This is a genomic window from Brevundimonas sp. (assembly GCF_044239655.1).
Lineage (GTDB): Bacteria > Pseudomonadota > Alphaproteobacteria > Caulobacterales > Caulobacteraceae > Brevundimonas.
The window spans coordinates 1-17654 of the sequence record NZ_JBIIAY010000063.1 but is presented as its reverse complement, the minus strand read 5'-3'; the positions used below and the strand labels follow the sequence as shown (position 1 = coordinate 17654).

The 17654-nt window shown below is 67.0% G+C and carries 14 protein-coding genes and 1 tRNA gene; 8 read left to right on the top strand and 7 right to left on the bottom strand.

Going from position 1 to position 17654, the window contains the following annotated elements:
* Positions 1 to 10: 10 nt before the first annotated feature.
* Complete coding sequence (locus tag ACILQR_RS09870; RefSeq protein WP_395651262.1) at positions 11 to 814, top strand: TIGR02186 family protein; 804 nt, start codon at positions 11 to 13, stop codon at positions 812 to 814.
* A gap of 315 nt (positions 815 to 1129) precedes the next feature.
* On the opposite strand, the gene ACILQR_RS09865 is transcribed toward ACILQR_RS09870, so the two are convergent.
* The 3 genes from ACILQR_RS09865 to nhaA all read right to left on the bottom strand — a co-directional run bounded on the left by ACILQR_RS09865 (position 1130) and on the right by nhaA (position 6635).
* Positions 1130 to 2356, bottom strand: a complete 1227-nt coding sequence (locus ACILQR_RS09865) for a PQQ-dependent sugar dehydrogenase (RefSeq protein WP_395651261.1) — start codon at positions 2354 to 2356, stop codon at positions 1130 to 1132.
* Between the two features lie 167 nt (positions 2357 to 2523).
* Positions 2524 to 5190, bottom strand: a complete 2667-nt coding sequence (locus ACILQR_RS09860; protein ID WP_395651260.1) for a TonB-dependent receptor — start codon at positions 5188 to 5190, stop codon at positions 2524 to 2526.
* A gap of 248 nt (positions 5191 to 5438) precedes the next feature.
* Positions 5439 to 6635: a Na+/H+ antiporter NhaA gene (gene nhaA / locus ACILQR_RS09855; RefSeq protein ID WP_395651259.1), complete on the bottom strand. Its 1197-nt coding sequence runs from the start codon at positions 6633 to 6635 to the stop codon at positions 5439 to 5441.
* Between the two features lie 191 nt (positions 6636 to 6826).
* Between nhaA and ACILQR_RS09850 the strand changes: the two genes are divergently transcribed.
* Positions 6827 to 8293, top strand: coding sequence for a protein adenylyltransferase SelO (locus ACILQR_RS09850; RefSeq protein ID WP_395651258.1), 1467 nt, complete (start codon positions 6827 to 6829; stop codon positions 8291 to 8293).
* A gap of 233 nt (positions 8294 to 8526) precedes the next feature.
* Complete coding sequence (locus ACILQR_RS09845) at positions 8527 to 8961, top strand: DoxX family protein (protein ID WP_395651257.1); 435 nt, start codon at positions 8527 to 8529, stop codon at positions 8959 to 8961.
* Here ACILQR_RS09845 and ACILQR_RS09840 read toward each other — a convergent pair.
* Complete coding sequence (locus tag ACILQR_RS09840; RefSeq protein ID WP_395651256.1) at positions 8927 to 9121, bottom strand: DUF2256 domain-containing protein; 195 nt, start codon at positions 9119 to 9121, stop codon at positions 8927 to 8929. The genes ACILQR_RS09845 and ACILQR_RS09840 overlap by 35 nt on opposite strands.
* Before the next feature lie 55 nt (positions 9122 to 9176).
* Here ACILQR_RS09840 and ACILQR_RS09835 point away from each other — a divergent pair, with 55 nt between their 5' ends.
* The 5 genes from ACILQR_RS09835 (at position 9177) to ACILQR_RS09815 (ending at position 14834) form a co-directional block, all read left to right on the top strand.
* Positions 9177 to 9677: a MerR family DNA-binding transcriptional regulator gene (locus tag ACILQR_RS09835; RefSeq protein WP_271145393.1), complete on the top strand. Its 501-nt coding sequence runs from the start codon at positions 9177 to 9179 to the stop codon at positions 9675 to 9677.
* Between the two features lie 5 nt (positions 9678 to 9682).
* Positions 9683 to 11467: an acyl-CoA dehydrogenase C-terminal domain-containing protein gene (locus ACILQR_RS09830; RefSeq protein WP_395651255.1), complete on the top strand. Its 1785-nt coding sequence runs from the start codon at positions 9683 to 9685 to the stop codon at positions 11465 to 11467.
* A 193-nt stretch (positions 11468 to 11660) separates the two neighbouring features.
* Entirely contained in the window at positions 11661 to 12824 is a 1164-nt protein-coding gene (locus ACILQR_RS09825; protein WP_395651254.1) for an acyl-CoA dehydrogenase family protein, read from the top strand.
* Positions 12825 to 12838: 14 nt separating this feature from the next.
* Entirely contained in the window at positions 12839 to 13558 is a 720-nt protein-coding gene (locus ACILQR_RS09820; RefSeq protein ID WP_395651253.1) for a 16S rRNA (uracil(1498)-N(3))-methyltransferase, read from the top strand.
* A gap of 73 nt (positions 13559 to 13631) precedes the next feature.
* Positions 13632 to 14834, top strand: coding sequence for a hypothetical protein (locus tag ACILQR_RS09815; RefSeq protein WP_395651252.1), 1203 nt, complete (start codon positions 13632 to 13634; stop codon positions 14832 to 14834).
* 18 nt (positions 14835 to 14852) lie between these two features.
* Here ACILQR_RS09815 and ACILQR_RS09810 read toward each other — a convergent pair whose 3' ends face one another.
* The 3 genes from ACILQR_RS09810 to ACILQR_RS09800 all read right to left on the bottom strand — a co-directional run.
* Positions 14853 to 15161 carry a hypothetical protein gene (locus ACILQR_RS09810; protein WP_395651251.1) on the bottom strand — a complete coding sequence of 103 codons (309 nt, stop codon included), beginning with the start codon at positions 15159 to 15161 and terminating at the stop codon, positions 14853 to 14855.
* Positions 15162 to 15255: 94 nt separating this feature from the next.
* Positions 15256 to 15332, bottom strand: a tRNA-Met gene (locus tag ACILQR_RS09805).
* A 110-nt stretch (positions 15333 to 15442) separates the two neighbouring features.
* The coding region (locus ACILQR_RS09800; protein ID WP_395651250.1) for an efflux RND transporter permease subunit at positions 15443 to 17654 on the bottom strand (2212 nt) is incomplete at its 5' end.

Here is a 17654-nt window from a genome sequence, read left to right as displayed (position 1 = left end):
CCCGGACCTCGTGACCAGCCCTCCGGCCGTCGTGGAGCAGTTCGTTCCGCCGTCGGAGCAGTCGCAGTCCACCAGCGGCCAGGTCCGCGTCGCCGCCGCCCTGACCGACGCCCAGGTCAAGGTCGATACCGGGTTCCAGGGTGCCTCGATCGTTCTGTACGGGGCGGTGTTCAATCCGACCGACACCCCCGCCGATGTCGTGGTGGTGGTGCGCGGCCCGGACGCGCCCGTTCGCCTGGTCAAGAAGACCCGCAACATGGGCGTCTGGCTGAACAGCCGTCCCGTCCTGTTCGAGGGCGCGCCGGGCTTCTACATGACCGCCTCGACCCGGCCGCTGAGCGAGATCGCCGGCTTCGGTCAGCTGCGGCGGCTGGGTGTCGGCGTCGATCACCTGCGGATCGGGGCCCCGGACGAGGCGAGGACGGTGACGCGATACGGCGTGCGGGACGTGGTCATTTCCCGGCTCGGCGACGATTACCTGGATTGGCGCCGCGCCGTGATCCGGCTGAAGGAGGCGGCAGCGCTGTACAACACCGATCCCGACGGCGTCAGCTTCGTGGACCGGGGCCTGTTCCGCGCCGAGGTCGAGCTGCCGACCACCGCACCGACGGGCGAGTACCACGCGGAAGTCTGGCTGTTTCAGGAGGGCCGCCCATCGTCGGTCTCGAACCTGACCCTGACGGTCGAAAAGGTCGGGTTCGAGCGCGACATCTATGAGTTCGCTCACCGTCGCCCCTGGTCCTACGGCCTGCTCAGCGTGCTGCTGGCCGCGGGGATGGGGTATCTGGCGTCGCGGGTCTTCCGGCGCGGCTAAAGCATTCGTCACGCATGTTGATCCCGTCGCCTTCCACAAGGAGGCGGGTTCATCACAACGGGCACAACGAAGGCACAACGCACACGGCGGGATCGCATCCTGACCCGAGGGCAGCGAGCCGCTCGGACTGCAGGGCTGCGGCTTCGCCGCGATGTCAGACTGCCAGACAACCGATCGCTGTTCGGGTGGTGCTCAGCCTGCGTTGTGTTCGTGGTGACCTCGCTGTGCCCGCTGTGATGAACCTTGATGGTTTCGTCAGCAAAGGACGTCTCGTCACGAGGCGTCCTCATCGGGCCACCGCAGCCGTCGAACAAGCTACCTGGTCGCCAGTCGTACCAGCTTTCCGTTCGCCTCGTCGGTGATGGCCCAGACGGCACCGTCGGGGCCGACGGCCACGTCGCGGATGCGTTCGCCCAGATCGGTCAGCAGGCGCTCCTCACCCACGACGCGGTCGTTCTGGATCACCAGCCGGGCGATGTGTTTTTCCTTCAGTCCCGCGACCAGCAGATTGCCCTGCCAGCCCGGGAACATGGCGCCGGAATAGAGGGTCGCGCCGCCGGGGGCGATCACGGGATCCCAGTAGTAGACGGGCTGTTCGGTGCCTTCCTTCTGGGTCGCACCGGCGCTGATCGTGCCGCCTGCGTATTCGACGCCATAGGCCACGTCGGGCCAGCCGTAGTTCAGTCCGCGCTGGTCCAGGTTGACCTCGTCGCCGCCCCGGGTGCCGTGCTCGACGGTCCAGACCTTGTTGTCGGCGCCGATGGCGATGCCCTGGACGTTGCGGTGACCCAGGCTCCAGATCTCGGGCAGGGCCCCCGCCTGGCCGACGAAGGGATTGTCGGACGGGACCGTGCCGTCGGCATTGATGCGGATGGTCTTGCCCATGTGCGAGCCCAGATCCTGGGCCTGGGGCCGCATGGGCCGGTCGGAGCGTTCCCCCAGGGTGACGAACAGCTTGCCGTCGGGCGCGAACGCCAGGGACGAGCCGAAATGCTTGTCGCCGTCATAGATGGGCAGGGCGCGGAAGATGACCTGGACATTGTCGACCCGGCTGCCGTCCGCCGACAGGGCACCACGCGCGACCGAGGTGGCGTTGCCACCATCTCTGGGCTCGGCATAGCTCCAGTAGATCATGCGGTCGGAGGCGAAGGTCGGGCCGACCACCACGTCCAGCAGGCCGCCCTGACCCCGCGCATCGACGGCAGGCAGGCCGGCGATGGCGGCGCCCTTGGTCCCATCGGCGGCGATGATCGACAGCTTGCCCGATCGCTCGGTCACCAGCCAGCGCCCGTCGGGCAGCAGGGCCAGGCCCCAGGGATGGTCGAGACCGGAGGCGACGACGGTGTGGGCCATGGCAACGGAGGTGGTGACGGCGGGCGCGCGCGTCTGGCCGGGGAAGGCCGGGGTCTGGCCGGTGCCGTTTGCCGGGCGGGTCTCCAAGGGCGTGCCGGGCGCGGCAGGCGTCGGGTTCTGACCGCTGGCTCCGCAGGCGGCGGCCAGGGCGGCGAAGGCGACGGTGGCGGCGAGGGGGATCATGCGCATGGCGGGTCTCGAACAGGCTGAGGGTCGACGGATCAACGGCAGGCTAGAGGCTGCGTTCCCGCTGAACAGCGCCGCTTGCTGCGACCGATCGTCCACGGCACGGCCACGAAAAAGCCGGCCGGGGCGGACCCCGGCCGGCTCTGAAGTTCATCCTCTTGGCGGGATGATCAATATTTGACTTTGAAGGTGATGCCGTAGGTGCGCGGGGCACCCAGGAAGGCGTCATAGGTCGCCGTGTCTGCGGCGGCATTGTAGAAGGTGCCGGGGTTCGAACCGGCGGTCTGGAGCGTCGACTGGAAGGCGGTGCCCTGCAGCGGCGCGGCATAGCCGACCTGGATGTATTCCTTGTCGGTCAGATTCTGACCCCACAGTTCGACGGTCCAGCGATCGTCAGCCGTACCAAGCGTGATGCGGCCGTTGACGAGGGTGTAGGCGTCCTGGCCCTTGTAGGGCAGCAGGTCGGAGCCGGTGTTGTATTCGCTGGAATACTTGGCCGACAGGCTGGCGCCGAACAGCAGATTGCCGACGGTGCGCTCGAAGTTCACCGAGTTGGTGCTGGACCATTCCGGCGCGAAGGCCGGGGTTCCGCCCGGCAGCAGCGACAGCTGCGGGAAGTTGGACGGCTGGGTCAGCTGGGCGGCGGTGAAGACGCCGTATTCGGCATCCGTGTAGGTCAGGCCGGACGAGACCGACAGGCCTTCGATCGGAGTGAACCACAGGAAGTCGGCGTCGAAGCCCTGGCTGTTCAGCTCGGGGATCGCTTCCACCGTGAAGGCGGTGCCGAGGAAGGTGTTGAGCTGGAAGTTCTCGACCTTCTGGTTGAAGTAGGTGGCGTTGAACAGCACCTTGCGATCGAACAGGGTGGCCTTGAAGCCGGCTTCGTAGCTGTCGACCGTTTCCGAGGGGAAGAAGGTCGAGGCGTTGGGGGTCACGCCGGTCTGGGTCCGGTCCAGGTTGTAGCCGAACGACTTGTAGCCGCGGGCATAGGACACATAGGTCAGGAGCTGGTCGTTCAGGCGATAGGCGGCCTTGACCGTGCCCGAGAACTCGCTGTCGTCGAAGTCCTGGTGGGCGACGCGGTCCTGGAAGGCGCTGTTGACCCAGGGCAGGCAGATCGTGCCGACGATGGAGCCGGCGGTGCCGGCGCCCAGCAGGCCGCCGATGGCTCCGGCGTTCGCCAGGGCGGCGTTACAGGTGCTGGAGTTGTTGTTGAGGTTGGTCTGCAGCGAGTCGACCGACTTGGTGTCGCTCGTGTAGCGCAGGCCGACGGTGATATCGAACTGGTCCGTCAGGTGGAAGGTGTTGTTCGTGAACAGCGCGAACGACTCGGAGGTCTGGTTGTAGCGGTCGCGGAAGCCCTGGCCGACGATGAAGCCCGGACCCGTGGCCTGGGCCGTCGGGACGGTGACGATCATGCCGCCGGGGCCGACAGGCAGGCGACCGGTGCCGCCCGAGGCCAGGCAGCCCTGCAGGCCGGCACCACCCGAGGTCTGACCCGGACGCGTGAAGCAGCCGATGATGCCGGGGCTGACCGGGAACTGCGGAACGGCGCGGTTCAGGTTGGCGCTGAGCAGGAAGGACAGGAAGGGCGTGTAGTCCGCGCCGTTGTAGAAGCTGTCCGTACGCGAGACCTGCTCACGGGTGGCGAAGGCGCCGACCAGCCAGTCGAGGCGATCCGTGGCCCCGGCCAGACGGACTTCCTGGGTCCAGTTCTCGACGCCGTAACCGTAGTCGCCGTCGTTGACGCGGTAGTTGATGTCCGCGCCCGTGTAATCGATGTCCTGGCCCAGCGAGGACTTCCAGCGGCGCCACGACGAGACGGTCGTCAGGGTGGCGTCACCCCAGCGGTTCAGGTCGATGTTGGCCTCGGCTGACAGGCCCTTGTCCTCGATGGTCTGGCCGTCTTCGCGGTTGGCGTAGCCGAGGCGCGAGAAGGGCAGGCCGCTGAAGGTCGCGTTGGGCGGGGCCTGGCCGGTGCCGGTCGAGAGGCCGTCGATGAAGGGGAAGGTCTGGCCCGTGCGGACCTGAACGCCGACGCAGCAGTATTCATCGCGCTTGGAATAGTCGGCGATGATGCGGATCGAGGTGTTGTCGTTGGGCAGGACCAGCAGCTGGCCGCGCGCGGTCCAGAAGTCCTGGTTGCCGTCGTCGCGATCGGTACGGGGACCGTCGCCGAGGTCGATGTCGGTGAAGCCGTCGCGGACGCGGCGACCGGCGTACAGGCGGAAGGCGACCTGGTCGTTGATCGGGCCTGTGACCGACCCTGCTGCGCCCATGGCACCGTAGTTGCCGAAGGTGAGTTCGGCGTCATAGCCCGGCGTGAACGAGGGGGCCTGGGTGATGATGTTGATGACGCCGGCCGAGGTGTTCTTGCCGAACAGGGTGCCCTGCGGGCCCTTCAGGACCTCGATCCGCTGCAGTTCACCCAGGTCGCCGAAGCCGACCGAGTTGCGCGAGCGATAGACGCCGTCGATCACGACGCCGACCGAGCTTTCCAGACCCGGGTTGTCACCGACGGTGCCGACGCCGCGGATACGCACCGTGGTCGAGGCCTCCGACGAGGTCGAGGTGACGGTCATGCCGGGCGTCAGGATCTGGAGATCCTTGATGTCCTTGACGCCCGCGTTGTCGAGCGCTTCAGCCGACAGCGAGGTGACCACGATCGGCACGTCCTGAAGGCTCTGCTCGCGCTTCTGGGCGGTGACGATGATGTCGTCGACGCTGGTCGACGGGCCTTCCTGGTCCTGGGCCGAGGCGGCACCGACGAGACCGAAGGCGACTGCGCCGACGACGGCGGCGGACACGGAATAGCGAAGTGATTGAGTAAGACGCATGGACGGCTCCCGGCTCATGGCCCGACCGCCTGGACGGCGATCGCGGCGTTTCCTGTTTCCCTGCCCTCGCTCTCTTGTCGGAGCTGCGGGTAATTCGAACCCCTGCCGTAATCCAAGCCGAGTAGAGCGACAAGCAGCGGCATGGGGTCGGCGCGCGTTTTGCCCGCCGGTGGGCACCGGTGTGACGCAAAAGCGACAAAAACGGCTGACCCAAGGTCAATATTGGGCGTGAACTGCCCAGTAACCTTTCAGGTTTCGGCCAAATCCTTGCGTGGTCCGCGTTTGGCGATGGCAAGCGCCAGGGCCCCGCACAGGCCCGAAAGAACCGACCCGGCCAGGACCCCCAGCTTGACCTCGACCTGTTCGGGGGAATCGACGGCACCCGGGAAGGCGAGGGCTCCGATGAACAGGCTCATGGTGAAGCCGACCCCGCACAGCAGGCTGACACCATAGACCTGAAGCCAGGTGGCGTCGGTGGGTCGGGTGCCGAGCCCCAGCTTCGTCGCCAGCCAGGCCGCGCCGAACACCCCGATCTGCTTGCCGACGAACAGGCCGCCGGCGATGCCGAGGACCAGCGGCGCGAATGCCTGATCCAGCGACAGACCTGCGAAAGACACGCCCGCCTTGGCGAAGGCGAACAGCGGCAGGATCAGCCAGGCGACATAGGGGTGAAGGTCGTGCATCGCCTCCTTGAGCGGCGACTGCTTGTCCTCGGCGCGCGGTGCGATCGGCACGATCAGGGCAAAGGCCACGGCGGTCAGGGAGGTGCTGAGCCCCGCCTCAACCGTCAGCCACCACGCGGCGGCGAAGCCAGCAACCCAGAAGGGGGCGGGGATACGCATCGACCGGCCCCAGATCGCACCGCCGACCAGCAGGGCCGCGACGCCCAGCAGCGGCATCCACTGAACCCCCTCGCTGAACAGGATGGCGATCATGGCGATGGCCCCCAGATCGTCGACGATGGCCAGGGTCAGCAGGAAGACCCGCAGCGACGCCGGCAGTCCCTTGCCGACCAGGGCGAAGACCGCCAGGGCAAAGGCGATGTCGGTGGCCAGAGGTATGGGCCAGCCGCCGTGGGGGCCACCCGTCATCCCGGTGATCGCCAGATACACCAGCGCCGGCGCGATCATGCCGCCCAGGGCCGCCAGCACGGGGGTCGCCAGCTTCTTGGGATCGCTGAGCTCGCCGCGCACGATCTCGTATTTGATCTCAAGGCCCACCACGAGGAAGAAGACGGCCATCAGGCCTTCCTTGATCCACTCGGACACGGTCTCGCGCAGGATGAGCGGCCCGATCTGGAGCGTGTGCTCGCTCTTCAGCCAGGCGAAATAGTCGGCCGACAGCGGCGAGTTGGCCACGACCAGGGCGGCGACGGTGGCCAGGGCCAGGGCTGCACCGGAGGCGGTCTCGGTCTTGAGGAAGTCGAGAGTCAGTTTGCGTGCCACGGGGCCTCCGAGAATGGATGTCTGCCGTGGCGCCGGTTATCGACGACGCCGGACCGGATTCGTCGGGAATGCCCGCGCCAGCCTGACCCCGATGGGGCCTGATCTCTGCGCCTGTTCTAGCGCATCAGGACGGCTGCTGTGAAGCCGGAACAGGCGTTGCGGCGGGGCTTGTGAAGGGGCATCTGCACCCCATGCCCGTCTCCCCAGCCTATACGCCCGAGCCCCGCTTCTTCGACCTGGGGGATGAGTACGCCGATGCCGTTGGTCCCGCCGACTTTCCGACCACCATCCTGCGCTACCGCAACGACCGGGCGGCGGCGAGCGTGGGGCTGGAGGGTCTGGACGAAGCCGAATGGATCGCCGCCTTCGGCCGGTTCCAGCCGTTGCCGGGCCAGCCTGGGCCGACCGCCATGCGGTATCACGGGCATCAGTTTCGGCACTACAACCCCGACCTCGGCGACGGGCGCGGGTTTCTTGCGGGGCAGCTCAGAGAAACCACGCCCCTCGCGCTCAAGCAGACGAGCGCCGCGCGCGAGACGTTAGCGCTCAAGGAAGGCCGACTTCTCGACCTCGGCACCAAGGGCTCCGGCACGACGCCCTGGTCGCGCGGTGGTGACGGACGGCTGACGCTCAAGGGCGGGATGCGGGAGGTGCTGGCCGCGACCATGCTGGAAAGCCTGGGTGTTCCGACCAGCCGGGCCCTGAGCCTGATCGAGACGGGAGAGGCGCTGCAGCGCGGCGACGAACCGTCGCCGACGCGGTCGGCGGTGCTGGTCCGGCTCCAGCACAGCCACGTCCGGTTCGGCACCTTCCAGCGCGCGGCCTATTTCCAGCGCGCCGACATGATCGAGGCGCTCGTCGAACACGTCCGCACTCTGTACCACCCGCATGTCGCCGCGGGGGATGCGCCGGGCCTGCTGGCCGCGGTCGTCGAGGCTTCGGCCCGGCTGACCGCGCGCTGGATTGCGGCGGGGTTCGTCCACGGGGTGCTCAACACCGACAATCTGAACGTCACGGGCGAGAGCTTCGACTATGGGCCGTGGCGGTTCCTGCCCGCCTATGAGCCCGGGTTCACAGCCGCCTATTTCGACCAGACGGGCCTCTATGCCTTCGCGCGCCAGCCGGAGGCGGTGTTCTGGAACCTGACCCAGCTGGCCGGGTGCCTGAAGCTGGTCGCCGACGTCGAGCCCCTGACCGAGGCCCTGAACGGCTTCGGCCCGGCCTATATCCGCCATCTGCGCGCGGCCTTCCTGATGCGGCTGGGGGTTCGATCGCTGGGCGAGGCGGCGGACCAGAGGCTGGTCGACACCACCCTGGCCCTGTTGCGCGAGCGGGGCGAGGGGCTGCGGTGGGAGCCGCTGTTCTTCGACTGGTTCACGGGTTTCAGCTCGTCGGCGCGGGCGCTGGGCGGTCCCCGCGCGACGCTTTATCAGGGCGAGACCTTCGACGCCTTCCGCTTTGCGCTGTTCGAGCACGAACCCGACCGGCCCGAACGGCTGGAGCACCCGATGTTCGCGGAAAGCCAGCCCGAAGAGATGCTGATCGAAGAGGTCGAGGCACTCTGGGGCCCCATTGCCACGGACGATGACTGGTCGACATTCGAAGCCAGGCTGGCGCGACTTGAGCGGGCCCGGCAGGCCTGGGACTTCGGAGCCTGAACGCCGTCGCCGGGATTACGAATCCGTATGCATACGGCCACGCTTCGGCCGCGTAGCTGCGTAGATTTCGTGGCCTGAAACACGCGTTGATCGGCTAAGTCATCAATTGATGTCTACGGCTGATGACATGTGCGAAAAGCTGTGCCATTACCCCCTTGCAAACGGCGGCAGGCGATCCGATATCGCCACTGTTGCAGTTTCCTCCCCGACGACCTTCATCCCAGAGCCCCGCCATGGCCGCCACCTTCACGCCCGCCTCCGTCGCCCCCGTTTCCAGCGCCGCCGCACGTCTGCGCGCCACCTATCACAACATGGCGCTGTGGACGCTCCAGGGCTGGATCGCGATGTTCTTCCTCGCGGCCGGCTATGCCAAGCTGACGGAATCCATGGCCAATCTGATCACCCTGATGACCTGGCCGGCCATGGTGTCGGAACAGTTCGTGCGGGGTCTGGGCATCGCCGAGATCGTACTGGCGGTCGGCGTTCTGACCCCGCTGGTGTCGTGGAAGATCGGGCGTCCCCTGGTCGTGGTCTCCGCCGCCGGCCTGATCGTGCTGGAGGCCGTGATGCTGGGGGTCCATGCCCTGGGCGGCGACATCGGCCTGTCGATCGTCAACGTCCTGCTGCTGGCGATCACGATCCCGGTGCTGCTGGGCCGCCGGGCCTGACTTCGCCAGCCGACCGGCAACGGTCGGAGCAGAACTTCACCTGATCCCAGTCCCGCGCCCACTTCCGGCGCCACGCGAACGGCTTGCCGCAGGAGACGCACGTCTTCTGTGGGAGATCGCGTTTGTTGGTCCCGGCGTCATTGACGTGCTTGCGTGGCATCCTGTCCTAAAAGCTTCCCTTTACGTGCGCGTCAAGTTCGCGCTATGTATGTCTTATGGCGACCGCAGACGACCATCGCACCTATTCCATCCGCCAGCTGTGCCGCGAGTTCGGGGCGACGGCGAGGGCGCTCCGATTCTATGAGGACAAGGGGCTGCTGACCCCGGCGCGCAAGGGTCAGACCCGGGTCTATGACGCGCGCGACCGCGCCCGGCTGAAGCTGATCCTGCGCGGCCGCCGCATCGGTTTTACCCTGCACGAGATCCAGGACATGCTGGATCTGTACGACCGCAACGACGGAAATACCCACCAGATGGCGATCGCCCTGCGTCGCCACCGTGCCCAGATCGAGGCCCTGAAGCAGCAGCGCGAAGACCTCGACGCCGCCATCGAGACGGCCGAGGAGGCCTGTGCCGCGATGGAGGAGCGTCTGTCCCAGATGCGGCCCGACCTGTTGCCCGGTGCCGAGGACTATGAGTCGGTCCTCAGTGCCCGCCTGAACCCCGACAACCACGACCACCACCCGGTCCGCCATCCCTTCAAAGCGAGAGCCTGAGCCTCATGGCCTATAAAGCCCCCGTCCGTGACCTGACCTTTATCCTGAACGAGGTTCTGGAGATCGACCGCTATTCCAACCAGGCCGGGTTCGAGGACATCTCGTCCGATCTGGTCGGCCAGATCCTCGAAGAGGGCGCCAAGTTCGCCGAAGAGGTCATCGCCCCGATCAACCATTCGGGCGACAAGGAAGGCTGTCACTGGGCCGAGGGCGGCGTCGTCACCGGTCCCAAGGGCTGGAAGGAAGCCTATCAGGCCATGGTCGCGGCCGGCTGGCCCGCCCTGTCGGCCGACCCGGCGTACGGTGGTCAGGGCATGCCCGCCGTGGTCGGGATGGCGTTCGGCCAGTTCACGGCCGGGGCCTCGGCCGCCTTCTCGATGTATCCGGGCCTGACGGCGGGGGCCTATGCGGGCATCCACGCCAATGCGTCGGACGAGCTGAAGACCAAATACCTGCCCAAGATGGCCACCGGCGAGTGGGGCGGGACCATGAACCTGACGGAGCCCCAGTGCGGCACCGACCTGGGCATGGTGCGCACCAAGGCCGTCCCGCAGGGCGACGGCACCTACAAGATTAGCGGCCAGAAGATCTGGATCTCGGCCGGCGAGCACGACTTCACCGACAACATCATCCACACCGTCCTGGCCCGCGTCGAAGGCGCGCCGGCGGGGATCAAGGGACTGTCGCTGTTCCTGGTGCCCAAATTCCTCGTCAACGACGACGGGTCGATCGGCGAGCGGAACTCGCTGATGTGCGCCGGGCTCGAGCACAAGATGGGCATCAACGGCAATGCCACCGCCGTCATGCAGTACGACGAGGCCACCGGCTGGCTGATCGGCGAGGAAGGCCGGGGCATGAACAACATGTTCGTGGTCATGAACGAGGCCCGTCTCGGCACCGGCCTGCAAGGCCTGGCCATCGGCGCCGCCGCCTATCAGGCCGCGCTGGAGTTCGCCAAGGACCGGATTCAGGGCCGTTCGCTGACGGGTCCGAAGAGCCCCGACGCCGCCGCCGACTCCATCATGGTCCACCCCGACGTCCGCCGCATGCTTCTGGAGGCCAAGGCCTTCGTCGAAGGCGGGCAGGCCTTCATCCTGTGGACCGCGCTTCAGGCCGACCTGCAGAAATCCGCCGATGCCGCCACCGCGCAAAAGGCCCACGACTACATGGGTCTGCTGACACCGGTGCTGAAAGCCTATCTGACCGACAAGGGCTTCCACGTCGCGTCCCTGGGCATGCAGGTCCACGGCGGCAGCGGCTACACCGAGCATTTCCAGGCGTCGCAGTATCTGCGCGATGCGCGGATCACCATGATCTATGAGGGCACCAACGGCATTCAGGCGCTGGATCTGGTCGGCCGCAAACTGCCGTCGCAGGGTGGGCGGGCGATCATGACCTGGTTCGCCGACATCGACGCCTTCGTCGCCGAGAACGCCGGCAACGAGTCCATCAAGACCTATGTCGACGGCCTGGCCGACGCCAAGGCCAAGCTGCAGGAGGGCACGATGTGGCTGATGCAGAACGGCATGGCCAACCCGGACAACGCGGGTGCCGCCTCGACCGACTATCTGAACCTGTTCGGCATCACGGCGCTGGCCTTCCTCTGGGCGCAGATGGCCAAGGCGGCGCAGGCCAAGATCGACGCCGGTTCCGACGATCCCTTCTATGCGACCAAGCTGCAGACCGGCCGCTACTTCGTCGAACGCATCCTGCCCGACGCCGGTGCGCATCTGGCCAAGATGAAGACGGGTGCGGACGTGCTGATGGCGATGCCGGCGGAGGCGTTTTAAAGCGTCCCTCTCCCGGAGGGAGAGGGCTTGAGGCTCGGAGAGCGCAGCGATCCGCAAGCCGAAAGGGTGAGGGGTTGCCCTCTCACCGTCTGGCGTCCCAACCCCTCACCCTTTCGCGCAAGGACGACGGCTGATGCCGCCGTGCGCTCAAGCCCTCTCCCTCTGGGAGAGGGTTCCTCAAGCGGAGCCTTCCATGAACGTCATCACTACCCCGTCCCCCGATTTCATGCTGGAAGAGGAGATCACCCTCTTCTCCGACAGTGTCGGCAAGTGGATCGACGAGCATGCGCCGCCGGAGAAGGTGCAGGAGTGGATCGCCAACTCCTCCGTCCCGCGAGAACTCTGGACCCAGGCCGGTCAGGACGGGTTGATGGGCCTGTCGATGCCCGAGGAAGACGGCGGCATGGGCGGCGACTATCGCCACGAGGTCGTGTTGATGCGTCAGCTGGGCTGGAAGGGCGCGGACCATTTCGGCATCTCGCTGCACAACGCCATCGTCGCCCCCTACATCTGGCACTACGGCACCGAGGAGCAGAAGGCGCGCTGGCTGCCGCGTCTGGCCTCGGGCGAACTGGTCGGCGCCATCGCGATGACCGAGCCGGGCGCGGGGTCTGACCTGCAAGGGGTCAAGACCTCGGCGGTCAAGTCCGGCAACGGCTATGTGGTGAACGGCTCCAAGACCTTCATCACCAACGGGCAGCTCGCCAATTTCATCATCGTGGTGGCCAAGACCGACCCGACGGCGGGGGCCAAGGGCACCTCCCTGATCGTCGTCGAGACGGATGGCGCGGACGGCTTTGAGCGCGGCCGCAACCTCCACAAGATCGGCATGGAGGGCAACGACACCTCCGAACTGTTCTTCAACGACGTGAAGGTGCCGGCAGACAACATCATCGGCGGCGTCGAGGGCCAGGGCTTCATCCAGCTGATGCAGCAACTGCCCCAGGAGCGGCTGAACATCGCCGTCCAGGGCGTTGCGGCCGCCGAGCGTGGCCTGGAACAGACCCTGGAATACGTCAAACAGCGCAAGGCCTTCGGCAAGGCGGTCATCGATTTCCAGAACACCCAGTTCAAGCTGGCCGAGGTCAAGACCAAGCTGACCGTGGCACGCGTCTTCGTCGACCACTGCATCGGCCTGCATTTGAGGGGCCAGCTGGACGCCGTCACCGCCTCGATGGCCAAATACTGGGTCACCGACATCCAGGGCGAGGTCATCGACGAGATGCTCCAGCTCCACGGCGGCTACGGCTATATGAACGAATACCCGATCGCCCAGCTCTACAAGGACGCCCGCGTTCAGCGCATCTACGGCGGGACGAACGAGATCATGAAGGTGCTGATCGCGCGCTCGCTCTAGGGTAGGCTGGCGGCATGATCCGCCTTTACGTCACTACCGAACTGTCCCCCGGCACCGCCGTCGCTCCGACGCTCGACCAGTCGCGCTATCTGACCCAGGTGATGCGGCTGAAGCTCGGCGACGAGCTGATGGTGTTCAACGGTCGGGACGGGGAGTGGCGCTGTTCGATCGCGGAGGTGCTCAAGAAGGGTGTCCTGCTGCGCGCCGAGGAACAGGTCCGGCCCCAGAGCACCGTGCCCGACGTCCATCTGCTGATAGCGGTGGTCAAGAAGTCGGCGCTGGAGTTCGCGGTGGAGAAGGCGACCGAGCTGGGGGCCGCCCGCATCGGGCTGGTCCAGACCGACCGAACCCAGGTCCAGCACGTCCGCATGGACCGCCTCGACGCCATCGCCATCGAAAGCGCCGAACAGACGGGGCGGATGGACGTGCCCGTCGTCGACGCGCCGCGACGCCTGGCCGAGGTGCTGGACGGCTGGGACGGATCGCGTCGGCTGATGTTCTGTGATGAGACCGGGGGAGAGCCTGCTATCGCCGCGCTGCAGGCAGCGGGGGACGGGTCATGGGCGATCCTGATCGGGCCGGAGGGCGGGTTCTCGCCGGACGAACGGGATCGGCTGAGGGCCCTGCCGTTTACGACCGCGGTGTCTCTGGGACCCCGCGTGCTGCGCGCCGACACGGCCGCGACCACGGCGTTGACGCTGTGGCAGGCCGCCGTCGGCGACTGGGCGCGCTGAGACCCGTCAGGTTCCGAGGGTGTCCCAAGGTCTCGGCGCGGGTTGCATTGCCGCGTCTGCCGGGAGTCCACGAATGCGCATCGCCCTCATCGTCGTCGCGCTCGGTGCCTCATTCGTGTGTGCCCCGATCGCACAGGCACAGCCGGCAGAGGTCACCCTGGGGGCCATCGCCGACATGGTTCCGGGCACGACCTTCCCCGCGTCGCCGGAGACGGCCCCCGCGTCGATCAGCCTGCCCGACGCCTTCGCCGCCGCCGTGCGCGCGGCTCCGATCGACGGGGGGCGAGAGAAGACGCTGTTCATCGCGTTCCGCGCCGGCCAGCCGGTGCTCAAGGCCGCGATCGGCGGTGAGCGATACACGGCAAGCGGAGAATGCAGTCACTGCGATTTCCCGATGCCGATCCCCGGACACACCCATCCCTACGAGAACCCGTTCAGCGTCCAGGACCTGAAGCTGGTGATGCGATATCGCGAGCCTAGTCTGATGGTCACCACGACCGGCCAGATCTGGCTGGCCGTGCCGACCCAGCGGACCCTGGCGCTGACGCCCGACGATGTGGATCAGTGGCTGACGACGCGGTTCGCCCTGTTCGGGAACCGCCTCGAATGCCCCGTGCGGACACCGGCCGACGGCTGGGCATCACCTTCGGCCATGGGACGCCGCGTCGAGGCCTCGGCACGTGTCGCCGCCAGTCAACTCGGTATCGCCCTCTATGTCTCGAACCCCGGCGAGCCTCTTCGACGGGTTGCGGCGCTCGACTCGGACATGGAGGTCCTTCGCGGGGCGGGCTTGACGCCTGACGACCTCGGGGTCTGGGAAAACAGCCTGCTGAGGCTGATGCACGCGGTCGGTCAGAGCGGCCCGACCGGCACCGTCCAGTGGCCCCAGCCGTCCGAGGCCTACCCGGCGCTGGACGCCGCCATGGCCCTGCCGGTCGGCGGTTCAGGGGCGCGTCGAGACCAGGTCAGCGGTCTGCTGAACCTGGATCGCATCGTGCGTGCTGCACAGTCGTACTGGATATCGGCGCTCCCGACGACGGTCTATACCGCGCCTTTCGCCGACACGTCCCGGCGAGACCTGCCGTTCGTGTCGGTGCAGAACAGTCCGGACTGTTCTCGCATCCTCGTCATGGAGGGCGTTCAGACCTTCGCGCCGGACAGCGTGACCTACAGCCGGGGCTGGGCTCGCGATCGGCAGTCCGCTGTCGGCATCACCGAGGGCTGGAGCGCCATGGCCCCGGAGGATTTCCCCCGGGGCCAGGTCGTGCCGTGGTGAGCCCGACGGCCTGACCCCTTACTGGGGCGTGGCATTGCCCTGGTTGTCGCGGGCCGTCTCGGCCTTCTGCTCGTCGGCCTTGCGGGCGAGCGCATCGGTGGCCTCATCGACCTCCTGAGCGGCTTCCTTGGCCCCGGCGGCAACCGCCGAACCCAGCTGCGAGGCTTCTTCGGCGAGGGCGGAACCGGCCTTCTCGGCGGCTTGGCCCGTTTCAGCCGCGGCTTGATTGGCGTCGGCCTGGGCGTCGTCCTGTTCGGCCGGGGTGCAGGCGGCGACGCCCATGGCGAAGACGGCAGAGGCGAGCAGGGCGGGGATACGGACGGTCATGAGAAATCTCCAGCGGTATGAACCTGGGCTGGAAACGCGAAGCTGTGCCGTAGGTTGCCGATACGGGTGCCGGCTGCGGCGGCATGACATTGGGTGGTGGCTGGAGGCGGGCTCGAACCGCCGACCTGTGGGTTATGAATCCACCGCTCTAACCAGCTGAGCTACCCAGCCACGACCCAATGTCATGCGCTTAACCGCGCGCGAGGCGCCGCTATATAGACGGGCGGGCCGGGGTTCAAGTCGCAAGGCGGCCGAGCGTGGGCCTGACCGCCTGATCGCGACTATTCCGCCGGAAGTTCCGCGGCCCTGGACCCCGGCGCGACCTCGCGTTGACTGGCGAAGGTCTTGCCCATCCGACGCCTCGCCCAGCCGCTGACGTCGTCCACGATGGTGAAGATCGGCGGGATGAACAGCAGCGACAGGAAGGTGGACGAGATCAGCCCGCCCACGACCGCGATGGCCATCGGCTGGCGGAACTCGACGTCGGCACCCCAGCCCACGGCAACCGGGATCATGCCCGCGCCCATGGCGAAGGTGGTCATCAGAATGGGGCGGGCCCGCTTGTGGGCGGCGTCCATGATGGCCTCGAGCCGGCTCTGGCCCTCCTGTTCGGCGATGATGATGTAGTCGACCAGCAGGATCGAATTCTTGGCCGCGATCCCCATCAGCATCAGCACCCCGATCAGGGACGAGATCGAGAAGCTGGATCCGCCGATCATCAGCGCCACGAAGGCGCCACCGATGGCCAGGGGCAGGGAGGCCATGATGGTGATCGGATAGGCGAAGCTTTTGAACAGCAGTACCAGGACCGCGTACATCAACAGGATGCCGGTGCCGAAGGCGACCGCGAAGCCGGTGATCATCTCCTGGATGAACTCCTGGTCGCCCGCAGGCACCTGACGCACGCCGGCAGGCAGGTTCTTGACCGATGGCAACTGATTGACCGCCGCACCGGCCTCGCCACTGCGGATGCCATCCAGTTCGGCCGAGATGGTGGCCACGCGGCTGCGGTCCTGGCGAAGGACCTGGGACGGTCCGGCTCCGAAGCGGATGTCGGCCACAGCGCTCAGGGGCACGGCGGTTCCGCTGGCTGTCGGCACCCGCAGGTTTTCGATGACCGACAGGTCCTCGCGGGCGTCGCGCGTAAGGCGCAGGCGGATCGGCACCTGGCGGTCGCCCAGATTGTATTTGGGCAGGTTCTGATCGACGTCGCCGATCGTCGCGACCCGTACAGCCTGTGAGATCGCGCTGGTGGAGACGCCCATCAGGGCGGCCTGATCCGGGCGCGGCGTGACCAGGATCTCGGGCCGGGCGATCGAGGCGGTGTTGACGACGTTGGCGAGACCCGGAACGGTCCGCATCTCCGCCTCGACCTTGCGGGCGGCGGCCGTCAGGGCCGCCCCGTCGTCGCTCAGGATCGCGAACTGATAGGAGGTGCCGTCGCTGGGGCCGCCGCCCTGGCTGGCGACGCCGGCACCGATACGGGCACCGGGAATGGGTTTCCAGCTGTCGACCATGGTCCGGGCAAATTCCTGCTGGCTCAGGTCGCGGTCGCCCTTGTCGACGAGGTCGGCGAAGACATTGGCCTGATTGACCTCCTGTCCGCCGACCGACGCATAGACCGAGGTGACCTCGGGTCGCGCGCGAAGATCGCGGGTGATGCGCTGGACGATCGCGTCGGTCTGGGCCAGCGTCGCGCCGGGCGGCAGTTCGACGGAGAATCCGGCCCGACCGACATCACCGCCGGGCGAGAATTCGAAAGGCACCCGGGGGGCGATCAGCAAAGCGGTAGCGAGGAACAATACGGTGCCGATGGCAAAGACCTTCCAGCGGTTCTTCAGGCTCCAGCTCAGCGATTTCAGATAGCCCGACATCCAGAATGGATCGGTATCGTCGTGCTTGTGGTGCTTGAGAAGATAGGCGGCCATCAGGGGGGTCAGGGTTCGCGCCACGACCAGCGAGAAGGCCACGGACACACAGGCCGCCAGGGCGAAGGCCTTGAAGAACTGGCCGATGATGCCGGGCATGAAGCCGACCGGGGCGAAGACCGCGATGATCGTCGCCGTGGTCGCCACGACAGCCAAGCCGATCTCGTCAGCCGCCTCCATCGAGGCGTCATAGGGCGGTTTCCCATCGCGCATATGACGCACGATGTTCTCGATCTCGACGATGGCGTCGTCGACCAGAATGCCGATGGTCAGCGACAGGGCCAGCAGGCTGACCACGTTCAGAGACTCTCCCATCGGCCCCAGCACGGCGAAGGTCGGGATCAGCGACAGCGGCATGGCCATGGCCGTGATGAAGGTCGCACGCCAGTCGCGCAGGAAGATGAACACCACGATGACCGCCAGCACGGCACCCAGCAGCAGGGCTTCCAGCGAGGCGATATAGCTTTCCTCGATCTGTTCGACGCTGGCCGTAACCTGGCGGATCGTCAGTTCGGGATGGGCCTCATCGATCTCGGCGACGGCTTCGCGGACCTTTTCGGCGATC

Coding starts and splice junctions, on each gene's coding strand:
- ACILQR_RS09865 (WP_395651261.1), bottom strand. CDS start 2,356: ATGCGCATGATCCCCCTCGCCGCCACCGTCGCCTTCGCCGCCCTGGCC.
- ACILQR_RS09860 (WP_395651260.1), bottom strand. CDS start 5,190: ATGCGTCTTACTCAATCACTTCGCTATTCCGTGTCCGCCGCCGTCGTC.
- ACILQR_RS09850 (WP_395651258.1), top strand. CDS start 6,827: ATGCCCGTCTCCCCAGCCTATACGCCCGAGCCCCGCTTCTTCGACCTG.
- ACILQR_RS09845 (WP_395651257.1), top strand. CDS start 8,527: ATGGCCGCCACCTTCACGCCCGCCTCCGTCGCCCCCGTTTCCAGCGCC.
- ACILQR_RS09840 (WP_395651256.1), bottom strand. CDS start 9,121: ATGCCACGCAAGCACGTCAATGACGCCGGGACCAACAAACGCGATCTC.
- ACILQR_RS09835 (WP_271145393.1), top strand. CDS start 9,177: ATGGCGACCGCAGACGACCATCGCACCTATTCCATCCGCCAGCTGTGC.
- ACILQR_RS09830 (WP_395651255.1), top strand. CDS start 9,683: ATGGCCTATAAAGCCCCCGTCCGTGACCTGACCTTTATCCTGAACGAG.
- ACILQR_RS09825 (WP_395651254.1), top strand. CDS start 11,661: ATGAACGTCATCACTACCCCGTCCCCCGATTTCATGCTGGAAGAGGAG.
- ACILQR_RS09820 (WP_395651253.1), top strand. CDS start 12,839: ATGATCCGCCTTTACGTCACTACCGAACTGTCCCCCGGCACCGCCGTC.
- ACILQR_RS09815 (WP_395651252.1), top strand. CDS start 13,632: ATGCGCATCGCCCTCATCGTCGTCGCGCTCGGTGCCTCATTCGTGTGT.
- ACILQR_RS09810 (WP_395651251.1), bottom strand. CDS start 15,161: ATGACCGTCCGTATCCCCGCCCTGCTCGCCTCTGCCGTCTTCGCCATG.